General features: G+C 68.8%; 12 protein-coding genes. 4 read left to right on the forward strand and 8 right to left on the reverse strand.

All coding sequences use genetic code 11. The features are described from left to right. Together H4O13_13985 and H4O13_13990 are read left to right on the forward strand one after the other, a co-directional pair. A complete protein-coding gene (locus tag H4O13_13985) occupies window positions 1-1,020 on the forward strand; it encodes a cupin-like domain-containing protein (protein MBE5316499.1) in 1,020 nt (339 codons plus the stop codon). Between the two features lie 75 nt (window positions 1,021-1,095). Then, complete coding sequence (locus H4O13_13990; protein MBE5316500.1) at window positions 1,096-2,655, forward strand: tryptophan 7-halogenase; 1,560 nt, start codon at window positions 1,096-1,098, stop codon at window positions 2,653-2,655. 41 nt (window positions 2,656-2,696) lie between these two features. Here H4O13_13990 and H4O13_13995 read toward each other — a convergent pair whose 3' ends face one another. Then, complete coding sequence (locus H4O13_13995) at window positions 2,697-4,343, reverse strand: glycoside hydrolase family 43 protein (protein MBE5316501.1); 1,647 nt, start codon at window positions 4,341-4,343, stop codon at window positions 2,697-2,699. A 245-nt stretch (window positions 4,344-4,588) separates the two neighbouring features. Continuing rightward, the gene (locus tag H4O13_14000) at window positions 4,589-6,595 is read right to left on the reverse strand and encodes a 9-O-acetylesterase (protein MBE5316502.1); all 2,007 of its coding nucleotides are present in this window, start codon (window positions 6,593-6,595) and stop codon (window positions 4,589-4,591) included. 299 nt (window positions 6,596-6,894) lie between these two features. Between H4O13_14000 and H4O13_14005 the strand changes: the two genes are divergently transcribed. After that, on the forward strand, window positions 6,895-7,866 hold the full coding sequence (locus H4O13_14005; protein ID MBE5316503.1) for a LacI family DNA-binding transcriptional regulator: 972 nt from the start codon (window positions 6,895-6,897) through the stop codon (window positions 7,864-7,866). Between the two features lie 60 nt (window positions 7,867-7,926). Here H4O13_14005 and xylA read toward each other — a convergent pair whose 3' ends face one another. From xylA to H4O13_14030, 5 genes are all read right to left on the reverse strand, one after another. Beyond that, window positions 7,927-9,264: a xylose isomerase gene (xylA, locus tag H4O13_14010; protein MBE5316504.1), complete on the reverse strand. Its 1,338-nt coding sequence runs from the start codon at window positions 9,262-9,264 to the stop codon at window positions 7,927-7,929. Between the two features lie 38 nt (window positions 9,265-9,302). Beyond that, window positions 9,303-10,835, reverse strand: a complete 1,533-nt coding sequence (xylB, locus tag H4O13_14015; protein ID MBE5316505.1) for a xylulokinase — start codon at window positions 10,833-10,835, stop codon at window positions 9,303-9,305. Window positions 10,836-10,917: 82 nt separating this feature from the next. Next, window positions 10,918-11,763, reverse strand: a complete 846-nt coding sequence (locus tag H4O13_14020; protein MBE5316506.1) for an aldose epimerase — start codon at window positions 11,761-11,763, stop codon at window positions 10,918-10,920. Between the two features lie 10 nt (window positions 11,764-11,773). Continuing rightward, window positions 11,774-12,793, reverse strand: coding sequence for a glycoside hydrolase family 43 protein (locus H4O13_14025; protein ID MBE5316507.1), 1,020 nt, complete (start codon window positions 12,791-12,793; stop codon window positions 11,774-11,776). Continuing rightward, window positions 12,790-14,292 carry an MFS transporter gene (locus tag H4O13_14030; protein ID MBE5316508.1) on the reverse strand — a complete coding sequence of 501 codons (1,503 nt, stop codon included), beginning with the start codon at window positions 14,290-14,292 and terminating at the stop codon, window positions 12,790-12,792. Before H4O13_14030 ends, H4O13_14025 begins: the two co-directional genes overlap by 4 nt. Before the next feature lie 474 nt (window positions 14,293-14,766). On the opposite strand from H4O13_14030, the gene H4O13_14035 reads away from it, so the two are divergent. Further along, entirely contained in the window at window positions 14,767-18,564 is a 3,798-nt protein-coding gene (locus H4O13_14035) for a glycosyl hydrolase 115 family protein (GenBank protein ID MBE5316509.1), read from the forward strand. A 197-nt stretch (window positions 18,565-18,761) separates the two neighbouring features. On the opposite strand, the gene H4O13_14040 is transcribed toward H4O13_14035, so the two are convergent. Then, window positions 18,762-21,176, reverse strand: coding sequence for a serine/threonine protein kinase (locus tag H4O13_14040; protein ID MBE5316510.1), 2,415 nt, complete (start codon window positions 21,174-21,176; stop codon window positions 18,762-18,764). Window positions 21,177-21,233 lie beyond the last annotated feature (57 nt).

The following is a 21,233-nucleotide window of genomic DNA, read 5'->3' on the forward strand; positions in this document are numbered from 1 at the left end:
ATGATCCAAGGCGCCGTCGAGATCCGTTCCATGGACCTTCCCTTCGAGGACGTGTCCATCGAGCTGCTGGCGGCTGCGGCCGAGCCGGTCGTGCTGCGGGGGCTGGCGCGCCATTGGAGCCTTGTCGAAGCCGGTCGGCAGGGGCCGAATGCGGCGATGGATCTGCTGCGAGGCCACTACAACGGTCGACCGGTGCAGTTCTCGCACGGTGAGCCGGCGATACGCGGGCGGCCGTTCTACAGCGACGACTTCACCGCCTTGAACTGCGAGGTCCGGCGCAGCGACCTCGGCAGCGTGCTCGATGCCCTGCAAAGCCAGCTCGATACGCCCGAGCCGGCCATGTACTACCTCGCCTCGCTGCCCGTCGACAGTTGCCTGCCGGGTTTGCGCGAGCGCAACGACCTCGACTTCGCGTCCAAGGGCATCGATGCGCCGCCAAGCATCTGGATCGGCAATCGCGTCACGGCGTCCTGCCACTACGACGCTCCCAACAACATCGCCTGCTGCGCGGTGGGCCGGCGCCGGTTCACCCTGTTTCCTCCGGATCAGATCGGCAATCTGTATCCGGGCCCGCTGGATCCCACGCCCGGCGGTCAGGCCGTCAGCGTCATCGACTTCAATGCGCCCGATCTCGATCGCTATCCGCGCTTTCGCGAGGCGATGTCAGTGGCGCGCTCGGTCGAGCTCGAACCCGGCGACGCGCTCTTCGTTCCCAGCCTGTGGTGGCATCACGTCGAGGCCTTGGACGCCTTCAACGTGCTGATCAACTACTGGTGGACGAGCCATCCCGCCTGGATGCCGACCCCGATGCACGCGCTGTATCACGCGCTCTGGACCTTGCGCGATCGCCCCGAGCCGGAAAAGCGCGCCTGGCGCGAAGTGTTCGACTACTACGTGTTCGGCCCGGCCGATCGCGCCGGCGCGCACCTGCCGCCGGCAGCCCGCCATGTGCTGGGGCCCATCGACGAAGCTGTAGCGCGCCAGCTGCGCGCGATGCTCATCGGCAAGCTCAACCGATGACTGCAGCTCAACCTGCCCACCGTCTCCGTCGCCTGCGGCGATCGCGAGCCACCCGAATGCTGCTGGAATGCACAGATGGCCGATGAAGCGCGCAGGGTCCGCAAGGTAGTGATTGCCGGCGGCGGCACCGCTGGCTGGGTGGCGGCCTGCGCGCTGAGCCATCAGTTCCGCGATCTGCTCGAGATCACCCTGGTCGAGTCCGAGCAGATCGGCACGATCGGCGTCGGAGAATCCACCATTCCGACCATTCGGACCTTCCATCGCCTGCTGCAGATCGACGAGCGCGAATTCATGCGCGCCACCGCCGCCTGCTTCAAGCTGTCGATCAAGTTCAGCGACTGGGGCCGCGAGGGCGAGACCTATATCCACCCCTTCGGCCGCACCGGGCTCGGCACCTGGGCCTGCGAGTTCCACCACTTCTGGCTGGACAGCCTGCGCCGCGGCACGCGCAGCGAGCTTGCCGACTACTGCCTGGAGGCGGCCGCCTCGCGTGCGGATCGTTTCGCCTTGACCGGTGCCGCCCAGGGCAGCGCCGCGAGCTGGTCGACGCGCTGGGAGCCCGCGCAGTCGGGCCCCGGGCAAGGCGAGCTGAGCTATGCCTACCATCTGGATGCCGCGCAGTACGCTGCGTTCCTGCGGCGTCGCGCCGAACAGCAGGGCCTGGTGCGGGTGGAGGGCAAGATCCGTGAAGTCCGCCAGCATGCGGACAGCGGCGATGTTTCCGCCCTGGTGCTGGACAGCGGCCAGGTCATCGAGGGTGATCTGTTCATCGACTGCACGGGCTTTCGCGGGCTGCTGATCGAGCAGACCCTGAAGACCGGCTACGAGGACTGGACCCACTGGCTGCCCTGCGATCGCGCGGTGGCGATGCAGACCGAGTCCGTGGGGCCCGCCGTGCCCTACACGCGGGCAAGCGCCCACCGTGCCGGCTGGCGCTGGCAGATTCCGCTGCAGCATCGCGTCGGCAACGGCTGGGTGTTCTGCAGCCGCTACATGTCCGACGATGAGGCGAGCGCGCGCCTGCGGGAGGCCACACGGGGCGCTGCCCTGCGACCGCCCACGGTGGTGCCCTTCGTGACCGGGCGCAGGCGTCAGGTGTGGAGCCACAACGTCGTTGCACTGGGCCTGTCGAGCGGCTTCATCGAGCCGCTGGAATCGACCAGCATCCATCTCGCTCTGAGCGGCGTGGCGCGACTGATCCACATGTTTCCGTTCGCCGGCATCGATGACTCGCTGGTGCGCCGCTACAACGAGGCAAGCCGCGCGGAAGCCGAGCACGTCCGGGATTTCATCATCCTGCACTACCACGCGAACCAGCGCGACGAACCCATGTGGCAGGAATGCCGCGCCATGGGTCTTCCGGATTCGCTGGCGCATCGCATCGCCCTGTTCCGCGATCGCGCCCATGCCTGGCAGGGCGAGGATGAGCTGTTCCGGGTCGATTCGTGGACGCATGTGATGCTCGGCCAGGGCATCGTCCCGCGCGCGCACCATCCCCTGTCCAGAGCGCTGCCGGACGGCGACCTTGCCCAACTGCTGGCGGCGATCCGACAGCCGATCCAGCGCCGCGTGGAATCGATGCCGAGCCACCAGGCCTTTGTTGAGCGCTACTGCCCGGCCGAGCGCCTGCGCTGAGACCCGCCCGGGTCGCCCGGCGGGCCGCGTAGAGCCCTGCCTCAGCGCTCGATCAAGTCCACATGGGGCCCCAGCATCGCCCCGACGAACCCACCGGCGACATCCGTGCTGAGGATACGACCGTCCTGCACGCCACCGATGGGCACCGGGCCTTCGCCAAGGTCGTAGCTGAACTGGTAGTCGGCATCCCCCGCGGCGAGCCGCAGCAGCAAGGGCTCACCGTCGGCGAGATCGACCTCAGCGACCGTCCGCGTTTCACCGGCCGCCCGCTTCTGCAGTAGCAGCACGCGACCCGTGGCGGTTCGGCGCAGGCCGAGGTAGTACCAGTGATCCTCGTTCTGGAAGGCCACCAGGCCGGCCGAGATCTCGGTGCTTTCAGGAGTGGCCACGCGCAGCTCGGCCTCGAATCGCAGATGCTGCTGGCGGCGGCCGAGAAAGGCCGGACGGCCGCTGCCTTGCAGCCGGTCCGACTGGGCACTCAAGCGCAGCCAGCCTGCTTGATCCTTCAGTGTGGCCCAGCCCTGACTCGGGCCGCGCAGGCTGAGCCAGGCGCGGTCCAGCTGCGGGCCTTCGAACTCGTCCCGCCATTCGAAGTTGCCGGAGAGCGGCGCCTGCCTTGCCGGGCCCTGCATCGCTTTCGGCGCAGGCAGAACGCTGGGAATGGGCCTGCCCTCGGGCAGGATGTGCGGCCAGCCGTCGCGCCACTCGACGGGCAGCAGAAAGGTCTCGCGGCCGGTGTTGTAGTGCACTTCGCCATAGGTGCGGCTCGACAGGAAGGTCGCCCACCAGCTGCCGTCCTCCATCTGCACCAGATCGGCATGACCGGCATTGGTGATCGGGTGCGGGCGGGCCGGATCGAGATCGCGCTGGGTCAGGATCGGATTGTTCTCATAGGGCACATACGGCCCCCAGACCTCGCGACTGCGCAGCACGACCTGCGAATGCTGCGGGCCGGTGCCGCCCTCGGCGCAGACCAGGTAGTACCAGCCGTTGACGCGGTAGAGGTGCGGACCCTCGATCCATATCGGCTGGGTGGCAGGGTCGACGCCGCCGTCGATCAGCACCCGACGCGGGCCGACCGCCGTGTTGGTCTTGAGGTCGAACGCCTGCATCCAGATCGCGCGGTGGCCGTCGTAGCGCGGCTCGCCGTGCGGTGGGCCATTGTTGAGCACATAGGCCTGGCCGTCGGCATCGACGAACAGCGAGGGGTCGATGCCTTCGATGCCGGGCAACCAGATCGGATCCGACCACGGCCCTGCTGGATTCTTGGCGGTGACCAGAAAATTGCCGCCGTTGTCGACCGCGGTGTTGAAGACGTAGAAGGTGCCCTCGTGGTGTTCGATGGTCGGCGCGAACACGCCGCGCGAAACGCCGAGTCCGCTGAAGTCGAGCTGTTCCGCGCGATCGATCACGCTGCCGATCTGGGTCCAGTGCACCAGATCGCGGCTCTCGAACACCGGAATGCCGGGGAACCAAACGAAGGTCGAGTGCACCAGGTAGTAGCGCTCGCCGACGCGGGTGATGCTGGGGTCCGGATGGAAGCCGGCCAGGATCGGATTGCGGAAGTGGCCCCCCGGCAGCGGCTGCTCGAACACCGCATCACGACCGACGTAGCGGAAATGGTCGAACAGGGCGGACGGGTCGGCAAAGACCGGTGTCGCCATCATCGGGGCAAGTGCGACCAGCATTGCGCGCAGCCGCACGCGCCACTTGGTGCAAGGCGAGGTCTCGACGGGCATCGTGCTCATGGGCTCAGAGCGTGTGAAAAAACCCAGACGCCGTAGCGAGGGCGTCTCTGGGCGTTCGTGGCAAAGCGCGCGACGTGAATTCAAGGGAGTTTGGCGAGCCAAATGACCGCGGAATTCGCGGAGTGCGCTGCCGCCACGGACGTCCAGAGGCGGCCGCAGTAGGCGGATGGTTTTTTCACATGCTCTCACTCTTTCGCGGCCGCGGGCGCAATCGGAAGCTCGAAGGGCGACACCGGCACACCGCTGCTGTCGAACAGGGTGATGACGGGGTTGTCGGCCCAGGCGTGGCGTATGTGGGTGGCACGCGCAGCCTCCGGCGCATGCAAGTACACGCGCGCGCCGTCCAACCGCGCCTGCGCGTACCGGCAGCGCCCGCCGCGGCGCGATTGGCCGGCGGCAGGCAGCGCGCCTTCCTGCGGGCCTGCCGAGTCACACAGCTCGAAGCCGATCGGATGCTCGCCACCGTAATTGACGAGCCGCGCCCCGCCGCTTTGAAACTGCAGGACGACCTCGCCGTCCTCGTGCCAGGCGCGCTCGGGTTCGGGCGCGGTCGACTGCAGCTCCGCTTCACCATAGGCGCGCTGACGCGCCAGCCGCGCGAGGCGACGGCCGAGCTCCTGCTTGTTCGGTGGGTGAATGTCGTAGCGATCGCCCAGATCGATCGCCGTGGCGAGGCCGTAGTGCGGATCGTCCAGCGCACGGCGACGCTGCACCTCGCGCAGCTCGGCCCAGCCGCTGTCGGCCGGGGCGGTCGGCGGCGCACCAAAACCGGCCAGCTGCACCGTGAGCCACACCAGGGGCGCACCGAAGCGCTGTCGCCAGTCGGCGATCAGGGCTTCGAGTGCCGGGGCGTACTGGCTCGCTTCGAAAGTATTGGATTCGCCCTGGTACCACACGACACCGCGCAGCCCGTAGGCGCCGAGCGGCGCGATCATGCCGTTGTGGAGCGTCGACAGGCCGGCCGCGCTCTGCCAGGGCGCGGGCGGTGGCGTCGAAGAAGCGCTGGCCATGCGCCATCGCCAGGGGCGGGCCAGCGGGATGCGCTGGCCGTCCTGCAGGCGCAGGGCATAGGCGCTGGCGGGCCCTGCAAGGCCGCCGTCGCGCCAGGTGTCGAGCACATGGATCGCGATGTGGTTGTCGCCTGCGCGCAGCAGGCCGGCGGGCACAGCGTAGCGACGATGCTCGCCGGGGCCGTACAGGCTTCCGACCGTCCGACCGTTGACCCAGGTCACGTCGGTTTCATCGGCTGGGCCCAGCACCAACACGCCGGCCTGGCGCGCCTGCGCTGCCGTCAGGCGCAGCGAGTTCCGGTACCAGAGCATGCCGTCGTAACCCGCGAGCGCGGGCACTCCCCAGCGCTCCCAGGCGCCGAGTTCGACGGGCGCATCGGCCCACTCCGGGCCCTCGCGGTAGTCGGGCCGCCAGGGGCGATCCTGCGGTCCGTGCGCGCTGTTGCGCTGCCACCAGCGCGCCCAGCCCTCGCCCCAGCGTGCCGCACCCGCGCTGGGGTCATCGGCGTACTGGCGCAGCGCGTCGAGCTCATCCGCATAGCCCTTCAATCGAGCCAGTCCCGCGGCCGGAATCCAGGCCTGGATACGCGAACCGCCCCAGGCGGCGACGATCAGGCCGATCGGCACGTCGACGTGCTTTTGCAGTTCGCGGGCGAAGTAGTAGCAGGTGGCCGAGAACTCCGCGACGGTGTCGGGACGCGTCAACTGCCACTGGGCGGTGTGAGCGAAGGCGCGCGCGGGGCGGACCGATGCGGCCGCGGGCACGGTCAGCATGCGGATCCGCTCGTTCTGTGCCTGCGCGATCTCGCTGTCGGTATCCAGACTGCGGCGCACCGGCAGCACCATGTTCGACTGCCCCGAGCACAGCCAGACTTCGCCAATCAGAACGTCTTCGACACGCTGCAGACGACTGCCGGATCGCACTTCGAGCACGTGCGGTCCGCCAGCCGGCAGCGCCGGCAGCTCAGCCCGCCACGCCCCCTGCGCATCCGCCTCGACCTGCAATACGCGATCGGCCAGGGAGATCGTGAGCGGCGTTCCCGCATCGGCATGTCCGAACAGTCGAATCGGTCTATCGCGCTGCAGCACGGCGTGGTTCTGGAAGATCGGCGCAAGTAGGCGGCCGTCGCCCGCCTCAGCAGCCGCCGCGCTCAGCTGCATGCACAGCACCAGCAGCGCCATGAGCGGGCGCAATTTCACAGGCCCGTCCTGCAAGCGATTGCGGCGCGCCGTAGGGAACGGCTGCGCGAGGCTGCGCAGGCTGGGTCCGCCGTCGCCGGGTTCGACAGTTCTCGCTACCATGCGATAACGCTCCGACCGCACGGGTTCGCCCGGCGGCAAAGAAGAAGCAGGGCCGCAGCCATCGTCGGCGCAGGCCAGCCTACCCACAGGACATCGCGTTGCAGACCAAACGCTCGATCCGGCGCAAGAGCAGTGCCGTTACCATCGACGAGGTGGCGCGGCTGGCGGGGGTGTCGCCCATGACCGTCTCGCGCGTCATCAACGGCCATGGCAGCGTCCGCGACAGCACCCGTGCACGGGTGCAGCGCGCCATCCAGCAGCTCGACTACACGCCCAACCTCGCCGCCAGCTCGCTCGCCACCGCGCAGGGGACGCGCATTGCGCTGATCTACTCCAACCCCAGCACGGCCTACCTCAGCGAGTTGCTGATCGGCGCACTGCGCGCCGCGGCGCGCACCGCCACGCAGCTGGTCGTCGACACCTGGGCCGACCACGACGCGGTCGCCGAACAGGCCGCCGCGCGTGCGCTTGCACGCACCGTTTCCGGCGTGCTGCTGCCGCCGCCGCTGTGCGAGTCGATGCCGGTCGTGAACGAACTCGCTGCGGCCGGGGTCCCCGTGGTGGCGATCGGATGGGGTGCCGAAGGCCTTGAGCTGCCGCGCGTGCGTATCGACGATTTCGAAGCGGCGCTGCAGATCGTTCGGCATGTGATCGCTTTCGGGCATACGCGCATCGCCTGCATCCTCGGCGATCCGAACCAGGTCGCCAGCCGCCGCCGCTTCGAAGGTTTCGAAGCGGCGCTGAAGCAGGCCGGCCTCGCGCCCGATCCCGAGCTGGTTCGCCCGGGCCATTTCACCTACCGTTCGGGCCTGGAAGCGGCCGAGTCTCTGCTGGCCCTGCCGCAGCCGCCGACGGCGATCGTGGCTGCCAATGACGACATGGCCGCCGCCGTGGTCTCGGTCGCGCATCGGCGAGGGCTGGACGTGCCGCGCGATCTGTCGGTGGTCGGATTCGACGACAGCTCGGCCGCGACCACGGTCTGGCCAGAGTTGACCACGGTGCGGCAGCCCATCGCGGCGATGGCCGACGCCGCCCTCGAGATGCTGCTGCACCAACTGCGTCAGCGCGGCAGTGAACCGCGCCTCGCCGATGACATGGTGCTGGCGCACGAGCTGATCGTGCGCGGCTCGGTGGCCGCACCGATCCGTTGAAGTCGGCGCGGGTCCCGTCACCGCGAGGTCCGCCGCTGGCAGGCATCGCCGTACACGGGTCTAGCCCAGCAGATACTGGTTGAGCAGATTCTCGTAGCGCTCCTGCTTGCCGCTGCGCTGCGTGGGTTCTCCCAGCTCCGCAGCAAGACGGGCCAGATCGGCCAGGCCCAGCGCGCCACGTTCGAAGGCTTGGCCGTGTCCGCTGTCGAAGCTGGCGTAGCGTTGGGCGCGCCAGGCTTCCCAGGGCGAACGTGTCAGCAGCGCATGCGCCACGTCCAGCCCGCGAGCGAACGCATCCATGCCGCCGATGTGGGCGAGAAACAGATCCTCGGCGTCGCTCGACTCGCGTCGGACCTTGGCATCGAAATTCAGGCCCCCCGCGCCCAGCCCGCCCTGGCGCAGCACCACCATCATCGCGCCGACGGTGTCGTAGAGGTCGGTCGGGAACTGATCGGTGTCCCAGCCGTTCTGCGCGTTGCCGCGATTCGCGTCGATGCTGCCGAGCAGGCCGTGATCGGAGGCGACCTGCAGATCGTGTTCGAAGGTGTGGCCCGACAGCGTGGCGTGGTTGGCCTCGATGTTGAGCTTGAAGTCGCGCTCCAGACCATGACTCTTGAGAAAGCCGGCCACGGTCGCGGAGTCGAAGTCGTACTGGTGCTTCATCGGCTCCATCGGCTTGGGCTCGATCAGGAACACGCCCTTGAAGCCGATGCTGCGGCCGTAGTCGCGCGCTGCCGCGAGAAAGCGCCCCATGTGCTCAAGCTCGCGCTTCATCTGGGTGTTGTGCAGGGTCGCGTAGCCTTCCCGACCGCCCCAGAACACGTAGTTCTCGCCGCCCAGTTCGACGGTGGCGTCCAGCGCCGCCTTGACCTGCACCGCCGCGCGCGCGACCACCGCGAAATCGGGATTGGTCGCGGCCCCATTCATGTAGCGCGGATGCGAGAACAGATTCGCGGTGCCCCACAGCAGCTTGACGCCGCTCGCCTGCTGTCGCTGCTTGGCCAACTGCACCATGCGCTGCAGATTCGCCTGGTACTCGCCGATGTCATCGGCGTCCGGCGCCATGTCGATGTCGTGGAAGCAGTAGTAGGGCACGCCGAGTTTGGTCACGAACTCGAAGGCCGCATCCATGCGCGCTTCGGCACGCGCCAGCGCGGGCTCGGCCTGATCCCAGGGATAGCGCCGCGTGCCGGGTCCGAAGGGATCGTGGCCGGCATTGCAGAAGGAGTGCCAGTAGCAGACCGCGAAGCGCAGGTGTTCGGCCATGCTGCGGCCTCCGATCAGGCGCTGTGCGTCGTAGTGCTTGAATGCCAGCGGGTTGTCCGACTGCCGTCCCTCGTATGGAATGCGGCCGATGCCGGGAAAGAACTCGCGTGCGCCGATGTAGGGGCTGGTCATGGTGGGCGTCCTGGGGATGCGATGATGAGAGGCGTGCGTCAGGCGGAGGCATCGGCAAGGCCGACGGCATGCAGGCGGCGCATGCAGTCCAGCAGTTCGAGGTAGCGGCGGTAGTGCGCGCGGTAGGCCTCGCAGAGGTCCGCCTGCGGGCGCGCCGAGCGCTGCGGATCGAGGCGGACATGGGCCCGGACGGTCGCCGCCAGATCGGGCGCGTCTGCGTCCTGCGAGCGTCGGTACGACCACAGCGCCTGCAGCGCCGCGCCGAAGGCCGCGCCTTCGGTCTGTTCGGGCACGTCCACCGGCAGGTCGAAAACGTCGGCCACCATCTGTCGCCAGACCGGGCTGTTGCTGCCGCCGCCGGTGAGCCGGATCGAATCGAAGGAGAGCCCCGCCGCGTGCAGCGCATCGAAGCCGAAGCGCAGGGCGAAGGTCGCGCCTTCCATGGCGGCCCGATAGGCGTTTGCCGCATCCAGATTGCTGGCGTCCATGCCGAACAGGGCGGCGCGCGCCTGCGGCAGGTCGGGCGTGCGTTCGCCGTTGAAGAAGGGCAGCAGGCTCAGGCCACTCGCGCCGGCTCGGGTGCCTGCCAGCAGGGCATCGCCATCGCGCGAGGAGAAGCCGAAGGCGCGCGCGATCGACTCGGTGGCGAGCGTGCAGTTCATGGTGCACACCAGCGGCAGCCAGCCGCCGGTGGATGAGCAGAACGCCGCCCAGCCCGCCGCGTCGTCCACCACCGGGCGGTCGGCGCAGGTGAACAAGGTGCCGGAGCTGCCCAGGCTCATGCTCAGCACGCCGGGCGCCACGTTGCCCGTACCGATTGCCGCCATCATGTTGTCGCCACCGCCGACGCTGACCCGAACGTTCCTCGGCAGACCGAGCTCTTCGGCACTGGTCGGCGCCAGCGGAAAGCCGGCTTCAGGCGGCAGCAGCGGTGGCAGACAGCGCGACAGGTCGCGCTCGGGCGCGGTCGCCTGCAGCAGCGCCTGCGACCAGGTGCGCGTACGCACGTCCAGCCAACCGGTACCCGAGGCGTCGCCGAACTCCATCCAGCGTTCGCCCGTCAGCCAGAAGTTCACGTAGTCATGCGGCAGCAGGATCGTGTCGAGCCGCGCATAGGCTTCGGGTCGGTGCTTGCGCGTCCAGGGCACTTTGGACGCGGTGTAGCCGGCAAGAATCGGGTTGCCGGCGAGCGCCACGCAGGCGCGGGCACCGCCCACCGCCTGCATGATCTCGGCGCACTCCTGCTGCGTGCTGGTGTCGCACCACAGCTTGACCGGCGCCAGCACCTTGCCCGCCGCGTCGAGCGCGACCAGACCGTGCTGCTGCCCGGACACGCCAATTGCCACCACGCGTCCGCGCACCGATGCCGACAGCCGCGAGAAGCAGGCGCGGATCGCGTCGATCCACCATTCGGCGCGCTGCTCGCGGCTGCCGTCCTCGCCCGCGCTCATCTGCAAGGGCTGGCCGTGCAGGGCGACGATGCGCTTCGCCTGCGGCTCGAAGACCAGCAGCTTGACGCTCTGACTGCCGACATCCAGCCCCACGTAGAGCTCGCCCTTCGGTACCGTCATCGATGCATGCTCCTGCGCGTAGCCCAAACGCGATCCTGGCGAGCGGCAATCAACACCACGCGCGTGGCGGCCTGGATGCGACTCATGCCGGCGACCATGACCAGCGCATCCAGGCGCACAGGCGCCCGCCGGCAGGCAGGTGACACGTCTCCGGCCGCAGGTTGAAGGCGTCCGGCGGCCCGGTCTGAGGCTCGACACAGGTGGCCTGCGGATGGCCGTCGTAGATCACCCAGTGATCGCAGTCGGAGTCGATCTGCAGCCACTGCGCCTGGCGCTCGACACGGATCGGACCGCGATGGACGAAGCAGTCGTCCCAGGGTGGCGGTGGCGCCGGCTGCAAAGGCGCAGTGGCGATGCCCTCGGCATCGCGCGGGTAGTAGCGCCCCGCAGCGAAGCGCAGACGCTCCGGCTTGTGGAACCACGGATGCCAACCGAGCACGGCCGGCATGGCGCGCTCTTCGGCCTGCAGTTCGAGCTCGAAGCGCAGGCTGTCGCCCTCGACCCTCAGGTGCTGACGCGCATGCCCGCCGAAGGGCCAGCGCGCGTCGCGCGGCAGCTGCAGGCCGAGGCTCACCGCCCCCGTCTGCAGGGCCAACAGTCGCCAAGGCAGGGCGAATCCAAGGCCATGGATCGCATGCGCATCGAAGTTGCGCGCAAGCTCGATGCGCCGGTCCTCGAAGCGGAAGGCGCCGCCGCGCAGACGGCCTGCCCAGGGCAGCATCGGATAGCAGCCCCAGCCGATCATGCTGTCGTTGTCAGGGCTGTGCCCGTACAGCCATTCGCGACCGCGCCAGCGCACGCTTGCGATGCGCCCGCCGGCTGCGGGCGCGATCTCGACGCGCAGCTGTGCATCGCCGATCTCGATCAGTTCACCCGGCGGCATCGGCGCGCGCGCGTCGAGCCGATCGACCGGATCGCATGAAGCCATCGATGCAGGCTCAAGCCGGGCCATACGGGTGCACCGTGCGTATCCGGCCGTCAGGCAGATGTTCAAGCTCGGTGCATTTGATGCACCGCAGATGGTCTACGCCCTTAGACAGGCTCGCGTCGTGGTAGTAGAGCCACCAGCGCCCTTCGAATTCGACGATCGAGTGGTGCGTCGTCCAGCCCAGCACCGGCGTCATCAGCACCCCCTGCCAGACGAAAGGTCCGCAGGGTGAATCGGCGATCGCGTAGCACAGGGTATGGGTGTTGCCGGTCGAGTAGGACAGGTAGTAGCGACCGCCGTACCGATGCATCCACGGCCCCTCGAAGTAGCGGCGCGCGTGGTCGTCGGCGCGCAGAGGCCGGCCTTCTGCGTCGAGGATCTGCAGCTCGCGCGGGGCTTCCGCGAACTGCAGCATGTCCTCGGTCAAGCGGGCGATCCGTGGCCCCAGCGCCGGTGCCTCGCCTTCGGGTTCCCCGTGCAGGGGTGAGTGGCGGTTGTCGCGGTACTGCTGCAACTGGCCGCCCCAGAGGCCGCCGAACACCATGTGGTGCGCGCCGTCGACGTCTCGAAACACGGCCGGGTCGATCGAATAGCTGCCGTGGATCGGCTCGGGCTCGGCGATGAAGGGGCCGTCCGGGCGATCCGCACAGGCGACGCCGATCTGGAACACACCGTCGGCACGCTTGGCCGGGAAGTAGAGGTAGTAGCGACCGTCGCGCTCGGCGGCATCGGGCGCCCACATCTGACGATTGGCCCAGGGCACGTCGCGAACGTGCAGCACGCAGCCGCAGTCCACCGCCTCGGCATCGGGCGAGTCCTGGCGGAAGACGCGGTAGTCCTCCATCGCGTACTGGTCGCCCAGATCATTCGCTTCGACGCCGGAGTCGATGTCGTGCGAGGGGTAGACGTACACACGCCCTTCGAACACATGCGCGGAAGGGTCGGCCGTGTACACATGGCGCACCAGTGGGCTCGATATCGCGCAGGCGATCAGCTCTTGCGCGGGCCGTCCCGTGGGATTCGTGCTCATGCGGCCCTCCCCGCGAGCGCATCACGCCCCGCGCGCTGGGCGATCAGCTCTTGCTCGATGCGCACCTCCAGCGACTTGTCGATCGTGTAGAAGTAGAGCAGGCCGACGCAGATCAGGAACGGCGTCGAGGCCAGCACACTGACCGCGAGACGGATGCCGTTGACGGTCTCGTCGGTCTGTACGGCCGCGCCTGCTTCATAGCCGTAGGCGGCCAGGATCGCAGCGACCAGGGCACCGCCGACACTGAGGCCCACCTTGAGACCGCAGAGCATCGCCGAGAAGATGATTCCGGTGGCGCGTCGGCCGTTGCGCCATTCCGAGTAGTCGGCGACGTCAGCGATCATCGCCCATAGCAGGGGAATGGTGATGCCGTAGAAGAAGCCGTGCAGGATGTGCGAGACGAACACCAGGGCGATGGCATCCGGCGGAAACGCGACGAACACCAGCAGGAACAGGGTCGAGGCGAACAGCGCTGCGCCAAACACGTCGCGTTTGCCGAAGCGGTCCGCCAAGCGGCGCGAGAAGCCGATGCCGACGATCATGCAGAGGATGCCGCCGGCATTGAACAGGCTGAAGGCGGAGGTGGCGGCGTCCTTCGGCCACTGGAACTCGACCAGGCCGAGCGAGCCCAGCGCACTGTTCAAGCCCGCAATGAACCGGTTGAACCCGACCGCATCGAGAAACTCGGCCTGGGCGCTTACGTCCAGGTAGTACTGGAAGTAGTAGACGTAGGTGCCGCCCTTCAGCGCCAGCGTCACGAACACCAGCACCGTCATCAGCAGCATGATCATCCACGGCCGGTTGCGCATCAGATCGCCGAGGTCTTCGCGCACGCTGGAGGTCTGCTCGGGCGGCAGCACCACGCGCTCACGGGTGCTGAGGAAGGTCAGCAGGAAGAACACGGTGCCCACCACGGCGAACACGGCCATCGTGTTGTGGAAGCCGCGCACCCGGTCGCCATCGCCGAGGATCAGCACCAGCGGCAGCAGCAGCACCTGGATCACGAACTGGGCGATCATCACCGCGACGAAGCGGTAGGACGACAGACTGTTGCGTTCGCTCATGCTGCCCGTCAGCACGCCGGAAAGCGCCGAGTACGGCAGGTTGTTGGCCGCGTACACCAGCACCAGCAGGGTGTAGGTGCTGACGGCATAGACGATCTTGCCGGTCTCGTCGAAGTCAGGGGTGCTGAACGCCAGCAAGGACAAGGCACCGAAGGGCAGCGCCGTCCACAGGATCCAGGGCCGGAATTTGCCCCAGCGCGTGTGCGTGCGATCGGCGAGCAGGCCGACCATCGGGGTGAACACGAATGCCCCGAGCAGACCGACGAAGAAGATGATGCTGGCCGCGGCCGAAGCCGGTATGCGGTAGACGTCGGTGTAGAAGAACGCGAGAAAGGTGATGAGCGTCTGGAAGATCAGATTGGCCGCCAGATCACCCAGGCTGTAACCCAGCTTTTCGCGGACACGCAGCGTTTCGGTCGCCGGGTGGTTCTGCATGTGCGCCTGCCTCTCTCCCTTGACTGCTTCGACCTTGGCGAGCGCCGCGATCCGACCGGCTCGCTGGCGTGACCTGTGCGCGTTCGCGTGTCGCCTGAATCGGGTGTCGCCCAAGCCACGGCAGGCGCCGCGCTTCTGTTCGCAGCGGCCGTCAGCCACCCCACGCAGACCGGCTCCCTCGGCCGAAAAAGCCGCGGGTGTGGCCCGCACGATCCGACTGTTCGGGCCCACCCGCGGAACGGGGAGCGGAGGGGCGCTCGCACCAACACGGCTTTCGCACCATGACGACCTAACGGTAGCGCTACCATTCATCCAACGCACGCTGCGCAGCAACATGGTCTTTCGGCGCATCCGTGCTAATGGTAGCGCTCTCATTTTTTCGCCTCAGCGGCAGCGGAGCACCGGCAGGAGAGGCCTCCCGCCCCGTGTCCCGCCCCGACACGCCGATGACCGGTCGACGCAGGGAGAGACGTGATGGTCACCCGATGGAGGATCCACCGATCCCTGATCTGCGGCGCGCTGCTTCTGCTGATGGCGGCTGTGCTGTTCGCAAGCGCCAGTGCGGAGCCACTCGCGAGTGGTCAGCCCAAGTTTCTGGGCGCGGCCTACAGCGCGCCGCAGCGCGAGGACTTCGCCCACTACTGGAACAAGCTGAGCCCCGAGAACGCCGGCAAGTGGGGCGAGGTGGAAGCCGTGCGCGACGTCATGGACTGGCAGGCCCTCGACGAGGCGTATGCCTACGCCCGGGCCCACGGCATGCCCTTCCAGTTCCACGTGCTGGTCTGGGGCAACCAGCAGCCGGAGTGGATCCGCGAGCTTCCCGCCGACGAGCAACGCGCAGAGATCGAGGAATGGTTCGCTGCGGTCGCCGCGCGCTATTCCGATATCGCGATTGTCGAAGTCGTGAACGAACCCCTGCATGACCCGCCCTGCAGCAATGACGCCGATGGCGGCCATTACTGCGAGGCACTGGGCGGCGCTGGGCAGACCGGCTGGGACTGGATCATCGAGAGCTTCCGGCTGGCGCGGCAGCACTTTCCGCGAGCGCAGCTGCTGCTCAACGATTACAGCATCACCAACACGCCCGACAACACCCGACGCTATCGCGGAATCGTCGACCTCTTGCAGGCGCGCGGGCTGATCGATGCGATCGGCGTTCAGGGCCACGCCTTCTCGACCAGTTGCGAAACGCCGCTGGCGGTGCACCGCGCCGCCCTCGATCTGCTGGGCGCCACCGGCCTGCCCCTGTACGTGACCGAACTCGACATCGACGGCCCGACCGACGAGGAGCAGCTGGCCCACTACCAGCGGGTATTTCCGCTGTTCTGGGAGCACCCGGCGGTGGCCGGCATCACGCTGTGGGGCTTTCGGCCCGGCCTGTGGCGGCACGAACAGCGGGCCTACCTGATCGATGAACGCGGGCAGGAACGCCCTGCCCTGCGCTGGCTGCGCGACTATGTCGCCGGTGACGCCGTGGCCGCACCCGAACCCTGCCCAGGCCCGGCCAGCGTGCTCGATGGCGAGATCACCGGCGCCCTGGCGGTGATCGATAGCGGTCGACCGCTACCGCTGCTGATCGACCCGCAAGATCCGGAGGCCGCCCAACGCGCCGCGACTGCGGTCCGCCGGGATCTTGTCGCCCTGGCCGGCGCGGAGCCGGCCGACGACTCGCCCCACGCGATCATCGCCGGCACCCTTGGCCACAGCCCGCGCATCGAGCGGATGGTCGCCGCAGGAAAACTTGAGGTGGCCGACCTTGCCGGGCGCTGGGAAGCGTATTCCATGCAGGTCGTCCACCAACCCGAGGAGGGCATCGAGCGTGCCCTGGTGATTGTGGGCGCGGATCGACGCGGCACCGTGTTCGGGCTGTACGAGCTGGTGCGCAGGCTCGGTGTGTCGCCTTGGACGTACTGGGCCGATGTTCCGATTCCGCGACGTGCGAAGGCCTGGGTGAGCCCCGGCCGCCTGCTCGACGCACCGGCCGTGCGCTATCGCGGCATTTTCATCAACGACGAGGAGCCCGCGCTCGGCGCGTGGACGCGAGCCACCTTCGGCGGCAGCAACCATCGCTTCTACGAGCGCGTGTTCGAGCTGATCCTGCGCCTGAAGGGTAACTACCTGTGGCCGGCGATGTGGGGCCGCGCCTTCTACGCGGACGACCCGCAGAACGCCGCGCTTGCCGACGCCATGGGCGTGGTCATCGGCACCTCGCACCATGAGCCGATGATGCGGGCGCATGTCGAGTGGGCACGCCACGGCCAGGGCCCTTGGGACTACGCGCGCAACGGCGAGCGCCTGCGCGCCTTCTGGCGTGAGGGCGTCGAGCGGCTGCAGGGCCGGGAGGCGGTGGTCACGCTGGGCATGCGCGGCGACGGCGACGAAGCGATGAGCGATCACACCGCTACGGACCTGCTGGAACGCATCGTCACAGACCAGCGGAAAATCATCGCCGACGTGAGCGGCCGCACACCGCAGCAGACGCCGCAGGTGTGGGCGCTGTACAAGGAAGTGCAGGACTACTACGACGCCGGCATGCGGGTACCAGACGACGTCACCCTGCTGTTCGCCGACGACAACTGGGGCAACCTCCGGCGACTGCCGCCGCCAGGGTCGACCCGCGCCGGCGGCTACGGCGTCTACTACCACTTCGACTACGTCGGCGACCCGCGCAGCTACAAGTGGCTCAACACCCAGCAGATCGAGCGCGTCTGGGAGCAGATGCGGCTAGCCTGGGCGCACGGCGTCGATCGCCTGTGGATCGTCAATGTCGGCGACATCAAGCCGATGGAGCTGCCGATCAGCTTCTTTCTGGATCAGGCCTGGGCACCCGGGCGAACGGACCTGCAGGCACTGCAGGACTACCCGGCGCACTGGGCCGCCGAGCAGTTCGGCCCGCAGCACGCACAGGAAATCGGCGCGATCCTCACCCGCTACGCGCAGTACACCGCGCGCCGCAAACCCGAGCTGCTGGATGCCGACACCTACAGCCTGCTCCACTTCGGCGAGCTCGAACGGGTGCTTGCAGAATGGGCGGATCTGGTGAGCCGGACCCAGCGCATCGCAGCGGAGCTGCCGAGCTCGCAGCGGGCTGCCTGGTATCAGCTGGTCGAATACCCCGTGCTGGCCGTCGACAACCTGCATCGGCTGTACGCCGCAGTGGCGCGCAACCGGCTGTATGCCGCGCAGGGCCGCGCTTCGGCCAAGGACTGGGCGGACGAAGCGCGGCGCCTGTTCGCGCGCGACGCCGAGCTGGCGCGGGTCTACGAGCAGGAGATCGCCGAGGGCAAATGGATCGGCATGATGTCGCAGACGCGGATCGGCTATACCCACTGGCAGCAGCCCGATCGCAACGTGCTGCCCTCGCTGGCGACGGTGGATGTGCGCGAGCCGGGAACGCTCGGCGTGCAGATCGAAGGCGATCCGCGTGGCTGGCCGCAGCCGGCGCGCCAGGCCGTGCTACCGACGATCGACCCGCATACCGCGCGCACGCGCCGAGTCGAAGCCTTCAACCGCGGCGCGCAGCCGCTGCGCTACACCACGTCGAGTTCAGACCCGTGGCTGCGGATCCAGCCTGAGGCGGGCACGATTGAGGATGCTGTCGAACTGAGCATCGACGTCGATTTCGCCCAGCTGCCACCCGGTGAGCACCGCGGCCGGGTGGTCGTGCGCGGGGACGAGCTGACCCAGGTGACGATCGAGGTGCCGGTGCAGGTGCCCAGCGGGGGCGACAACGCGCGCGGCTTCATCGAGGGCGACGGCCATGTGGTCATCGAGGCCGCCCACTTCGATCGCGCGACGGCACCTGCCGGAATGGCCTGGGAAGTGATCCCGAACCTCGGTCGCACCGCTGCCGGTGTCACGCTCTGGCCACCGGCCCCACACGCTTCGCAACCCGGCGGCGAGGGCGCGCGGCTTGAGTACGCCATGCACCTGCACACCGGCGGTGAGGTCGAACTGCAGGTGCATCTGTCGCCGACCCTCGACCTGCACGGCAGCGGCGGCTTGCGCTACGCGGTGTCGATCGGCGATGAGCCGCCGCAGATCGTGCAGATGCAGCTCGAACCGAGCCCGGGGCATCCACACGCTCTGGCCTGGGAGCGGGCCGTCGCCGACAACGTCTACATCGGCCGCAGCCGACACCAGGCCAGCGCAGGGCCCCAGGTGCTGAAGCTGTGGCGGGTCGATTCCGGCCTGGTGTTCCAGCGCATCGCGCTGTGGCGCGCGAAAGAACCACCGAGCTACCTCGGCCCACTCGAGAGCCCGCGCCGATGAGCGGGCGTGCAGGCGGACTCAGCCCCACCCGCCTCGCCCCCCGGGGCAGAGACGCCCGCCATCGAACGCTTCTGACCGCCAGCCCACGCGGCGCGCAGGCTGTCTGCACGTACCGAAGGCGAGGCATTCCCCTGCTCGGGCAGCGTCCGAGTGGATCCCCGTAGACGCGGCGGTTCGGAGCTTTCCCAGGGCATCACTCAAGGCCGCGCAGCGCGCGCGCTGCTGTGCATCTCGGCCGCGCGCAGGGTGCGCGCGTGCTCGGGGCCCAGACTCTCGCTGAGAATGGCGATCGCCAGCTCAAAGGCCGCGTCAGACTCCGTCGGCCGCGCCGCAGCCTCCAGCGTCAGCGCGCGCCCGATCTCGAACATGCCGGTCTGCCAGGCGCGCGCGCCGAGCTTGCGCGTCGCGCCCTCGATCGCGCGCGCATGCATCCGCAGCGCCTCGTCGAATCGCCCCTGGCGCCGATACAGGCCGCCCAGGTTGTGCATCAGGCTCAGCGTGTCGGGGTGATCCGCCTCCAGCTGCTGCAGTTCGAGCGCGAGCACCCGTTCGTACAGCGGCGCGGCCTTGTCGAGCTGCCCTTGCAGCACATGCAGCAGACCGAGATTGGCCATGGCGTTGCGGGTCAGCGCACTGGCTTCACCGAACAGCGCGAGGCGACCGGCCAGCGCTTGCTGGAACAGCGGCTCGGCCTCGTCGTAGCGCTTCAGCTCCTGCAGCACGGTCGCCTTCTCGCTGGCGAACCGCAGGCTGATGGCGTGCTCGGCTCCGAGCACCGCGCGGGCGCTGCGCAGGCCCTCGTCGAGCTGCTGCAGGGCAGCGTCGAAGTCACCGGCATGGCGCAGCGCTACGCCCAGATCGAGCTGCGCCAGAATCGTGTCCGGATGCAGCGCGCCCAGCGCACTGGCAAAGCTCGCCCGCAGGGCACGCAGGGTCGCCACCACTTCGGCGTCGCGGCCGAGCATGCGCAATGAGTCGGTGTGCTCGTGGCGAATGCGCGCCGTGCTCAGAGCGTCTTCGCCAAGCCGGTCCGCGCTCAGCCGCAGCAGTTTGGACTGCAGGCCCTCGGCGCGGGCGTAGTCGCCCTGGTGCCAGGCCAGCAGCGCCTGCAGCCGGCGCTGCTCAAGCGCCGCGGGCAGCGCTGCACTGTCGAGGGCGGCAAGATCGGCGGCGCCCAGGCCCGCCACATAGCCGGCCAGCGCATCGAGATCACCGCGATCCAGGTCGAGCCAGGCGCGCTGCCGGGCAAGTTCCGCCTGCACCTCGATCCGACGCGCCGCGGGCAGGCGCGGAACCAGCGCTTCGGCAAGGCCGAGTTCGCGCCCGGATTCCTCCAGCCGGCCCAAGCGCTGATAGAGCGCGGACAGCGCGCTGCGCACCGTGAGCTGCTCCAGCGGAGCGTCGGCAAAGCGTGCGCCCACGCTGTCGGCGGCGCGGTCCAGGGCTTCGCGCACGGTGAGTTCGCGGCTCTGCGCCACCTCGGGCGAGGCGGCCGCCAGCAGGTCTTCGGTGAGGAACTGCAGCGCCGTGGTCGCCACCCGTGCCTGGTAGGCCGCCAGGTCGCGCTCGGCGCGCACGCGCAGCGCCGAGTAGGCGGCGAGGCCCAGCAGCACGGCGAGCGACAGCGCAGCGGCCAGCGCCGACCAGCGGTGACGCTGCAGGTACTTGCGCGAGCGGTAGCGGGCACTGCGTGACACCGCCCGCAGCGGACGCTGCGCGAGGTAAGCGCGCAGATCGATCATCAGCGCTTCGACCGTGGCGTAGCGGTGGGCCGACTCGGCCGCACAGGCGCAGTCGATCAAAGCCCGCAACTCGTAGGGCAGCGTCGAGCTGTCGAAGTCGCGCGGCAAGGCCTCCGCGTGCAGCACGGTGGTGGCGCGGGTCAAGGCGTCCGCCTCGGCTTCGCTGCGGGCCAGCAGGCGCTGCAGCAGACGCCCAAGCTGGTAGATGTCGGCGGCCACGGTGAGGCGCTCGCCGCGCACCTGTTCGGGGCTGGCGTAGCCGGGCGTGTGGGCATGGCGGGAGAGCGCGTCCTCCTCGCCGATCAGCTGGACGATGCCGAAGTCGAGCAGCTTGGCCTGGCCGCTGCCATCGACCAGCACGTTGGAAGGCTTGATGTCCCGATGCAGCAGCCCGCGCGCATGCGCATAGGCCACCGCTTCGCAGACCTGCAGGAACAGCCGCAGCCGCGCGTGCAGATCCAGCCCGGCGGCGCGCGCGTGGACGTCAATACGCTGGCCTTCGATGTACTCCATCGCCAGCCAGGGCTGACCCTCGGCGCTGTGGCCGCCGTCCAGCAGCCGTGCGATATGCGGGTGGTTGAGATCGGCCAAGGCCTGGCGCTCGCGGCGGAACAGGGCGCGTGCGCCTTCGTCGTTGCTGCCGCCGCCGATCCACTTCAGCGCCACCGTCTGCACGTACTCGCCATCGGCACGCTCGGCGCGGTAGACCACCGCCATGCCGCCGCGGCCCAGCTCCTCGACGATGGCGAAGGGGCCGATGCGCTCGCCCGGCTGCGGCAGCCGCGCGCGCTCGCGCTCGCGCAGCAACGAAGCCGCTGCGGCACCCAACAGGGCGCCGCCGGTGGCGAAGTCTTCGGGTCGGATCGGCATGCGCGGCCCCCTGCCTGATGCAGGTGCGCAGCCTAACCGGGATGACGGAGAGCCGGT

Source organism: Lysobacterales bacterium (genome assembly GCA_014946745.1).
Classification (GTDB): Bacteria; Pseudomonadota; Gammaproteobacteria; order Xanthomonadales; family Xanthomonadaceae; genus Aquimonas.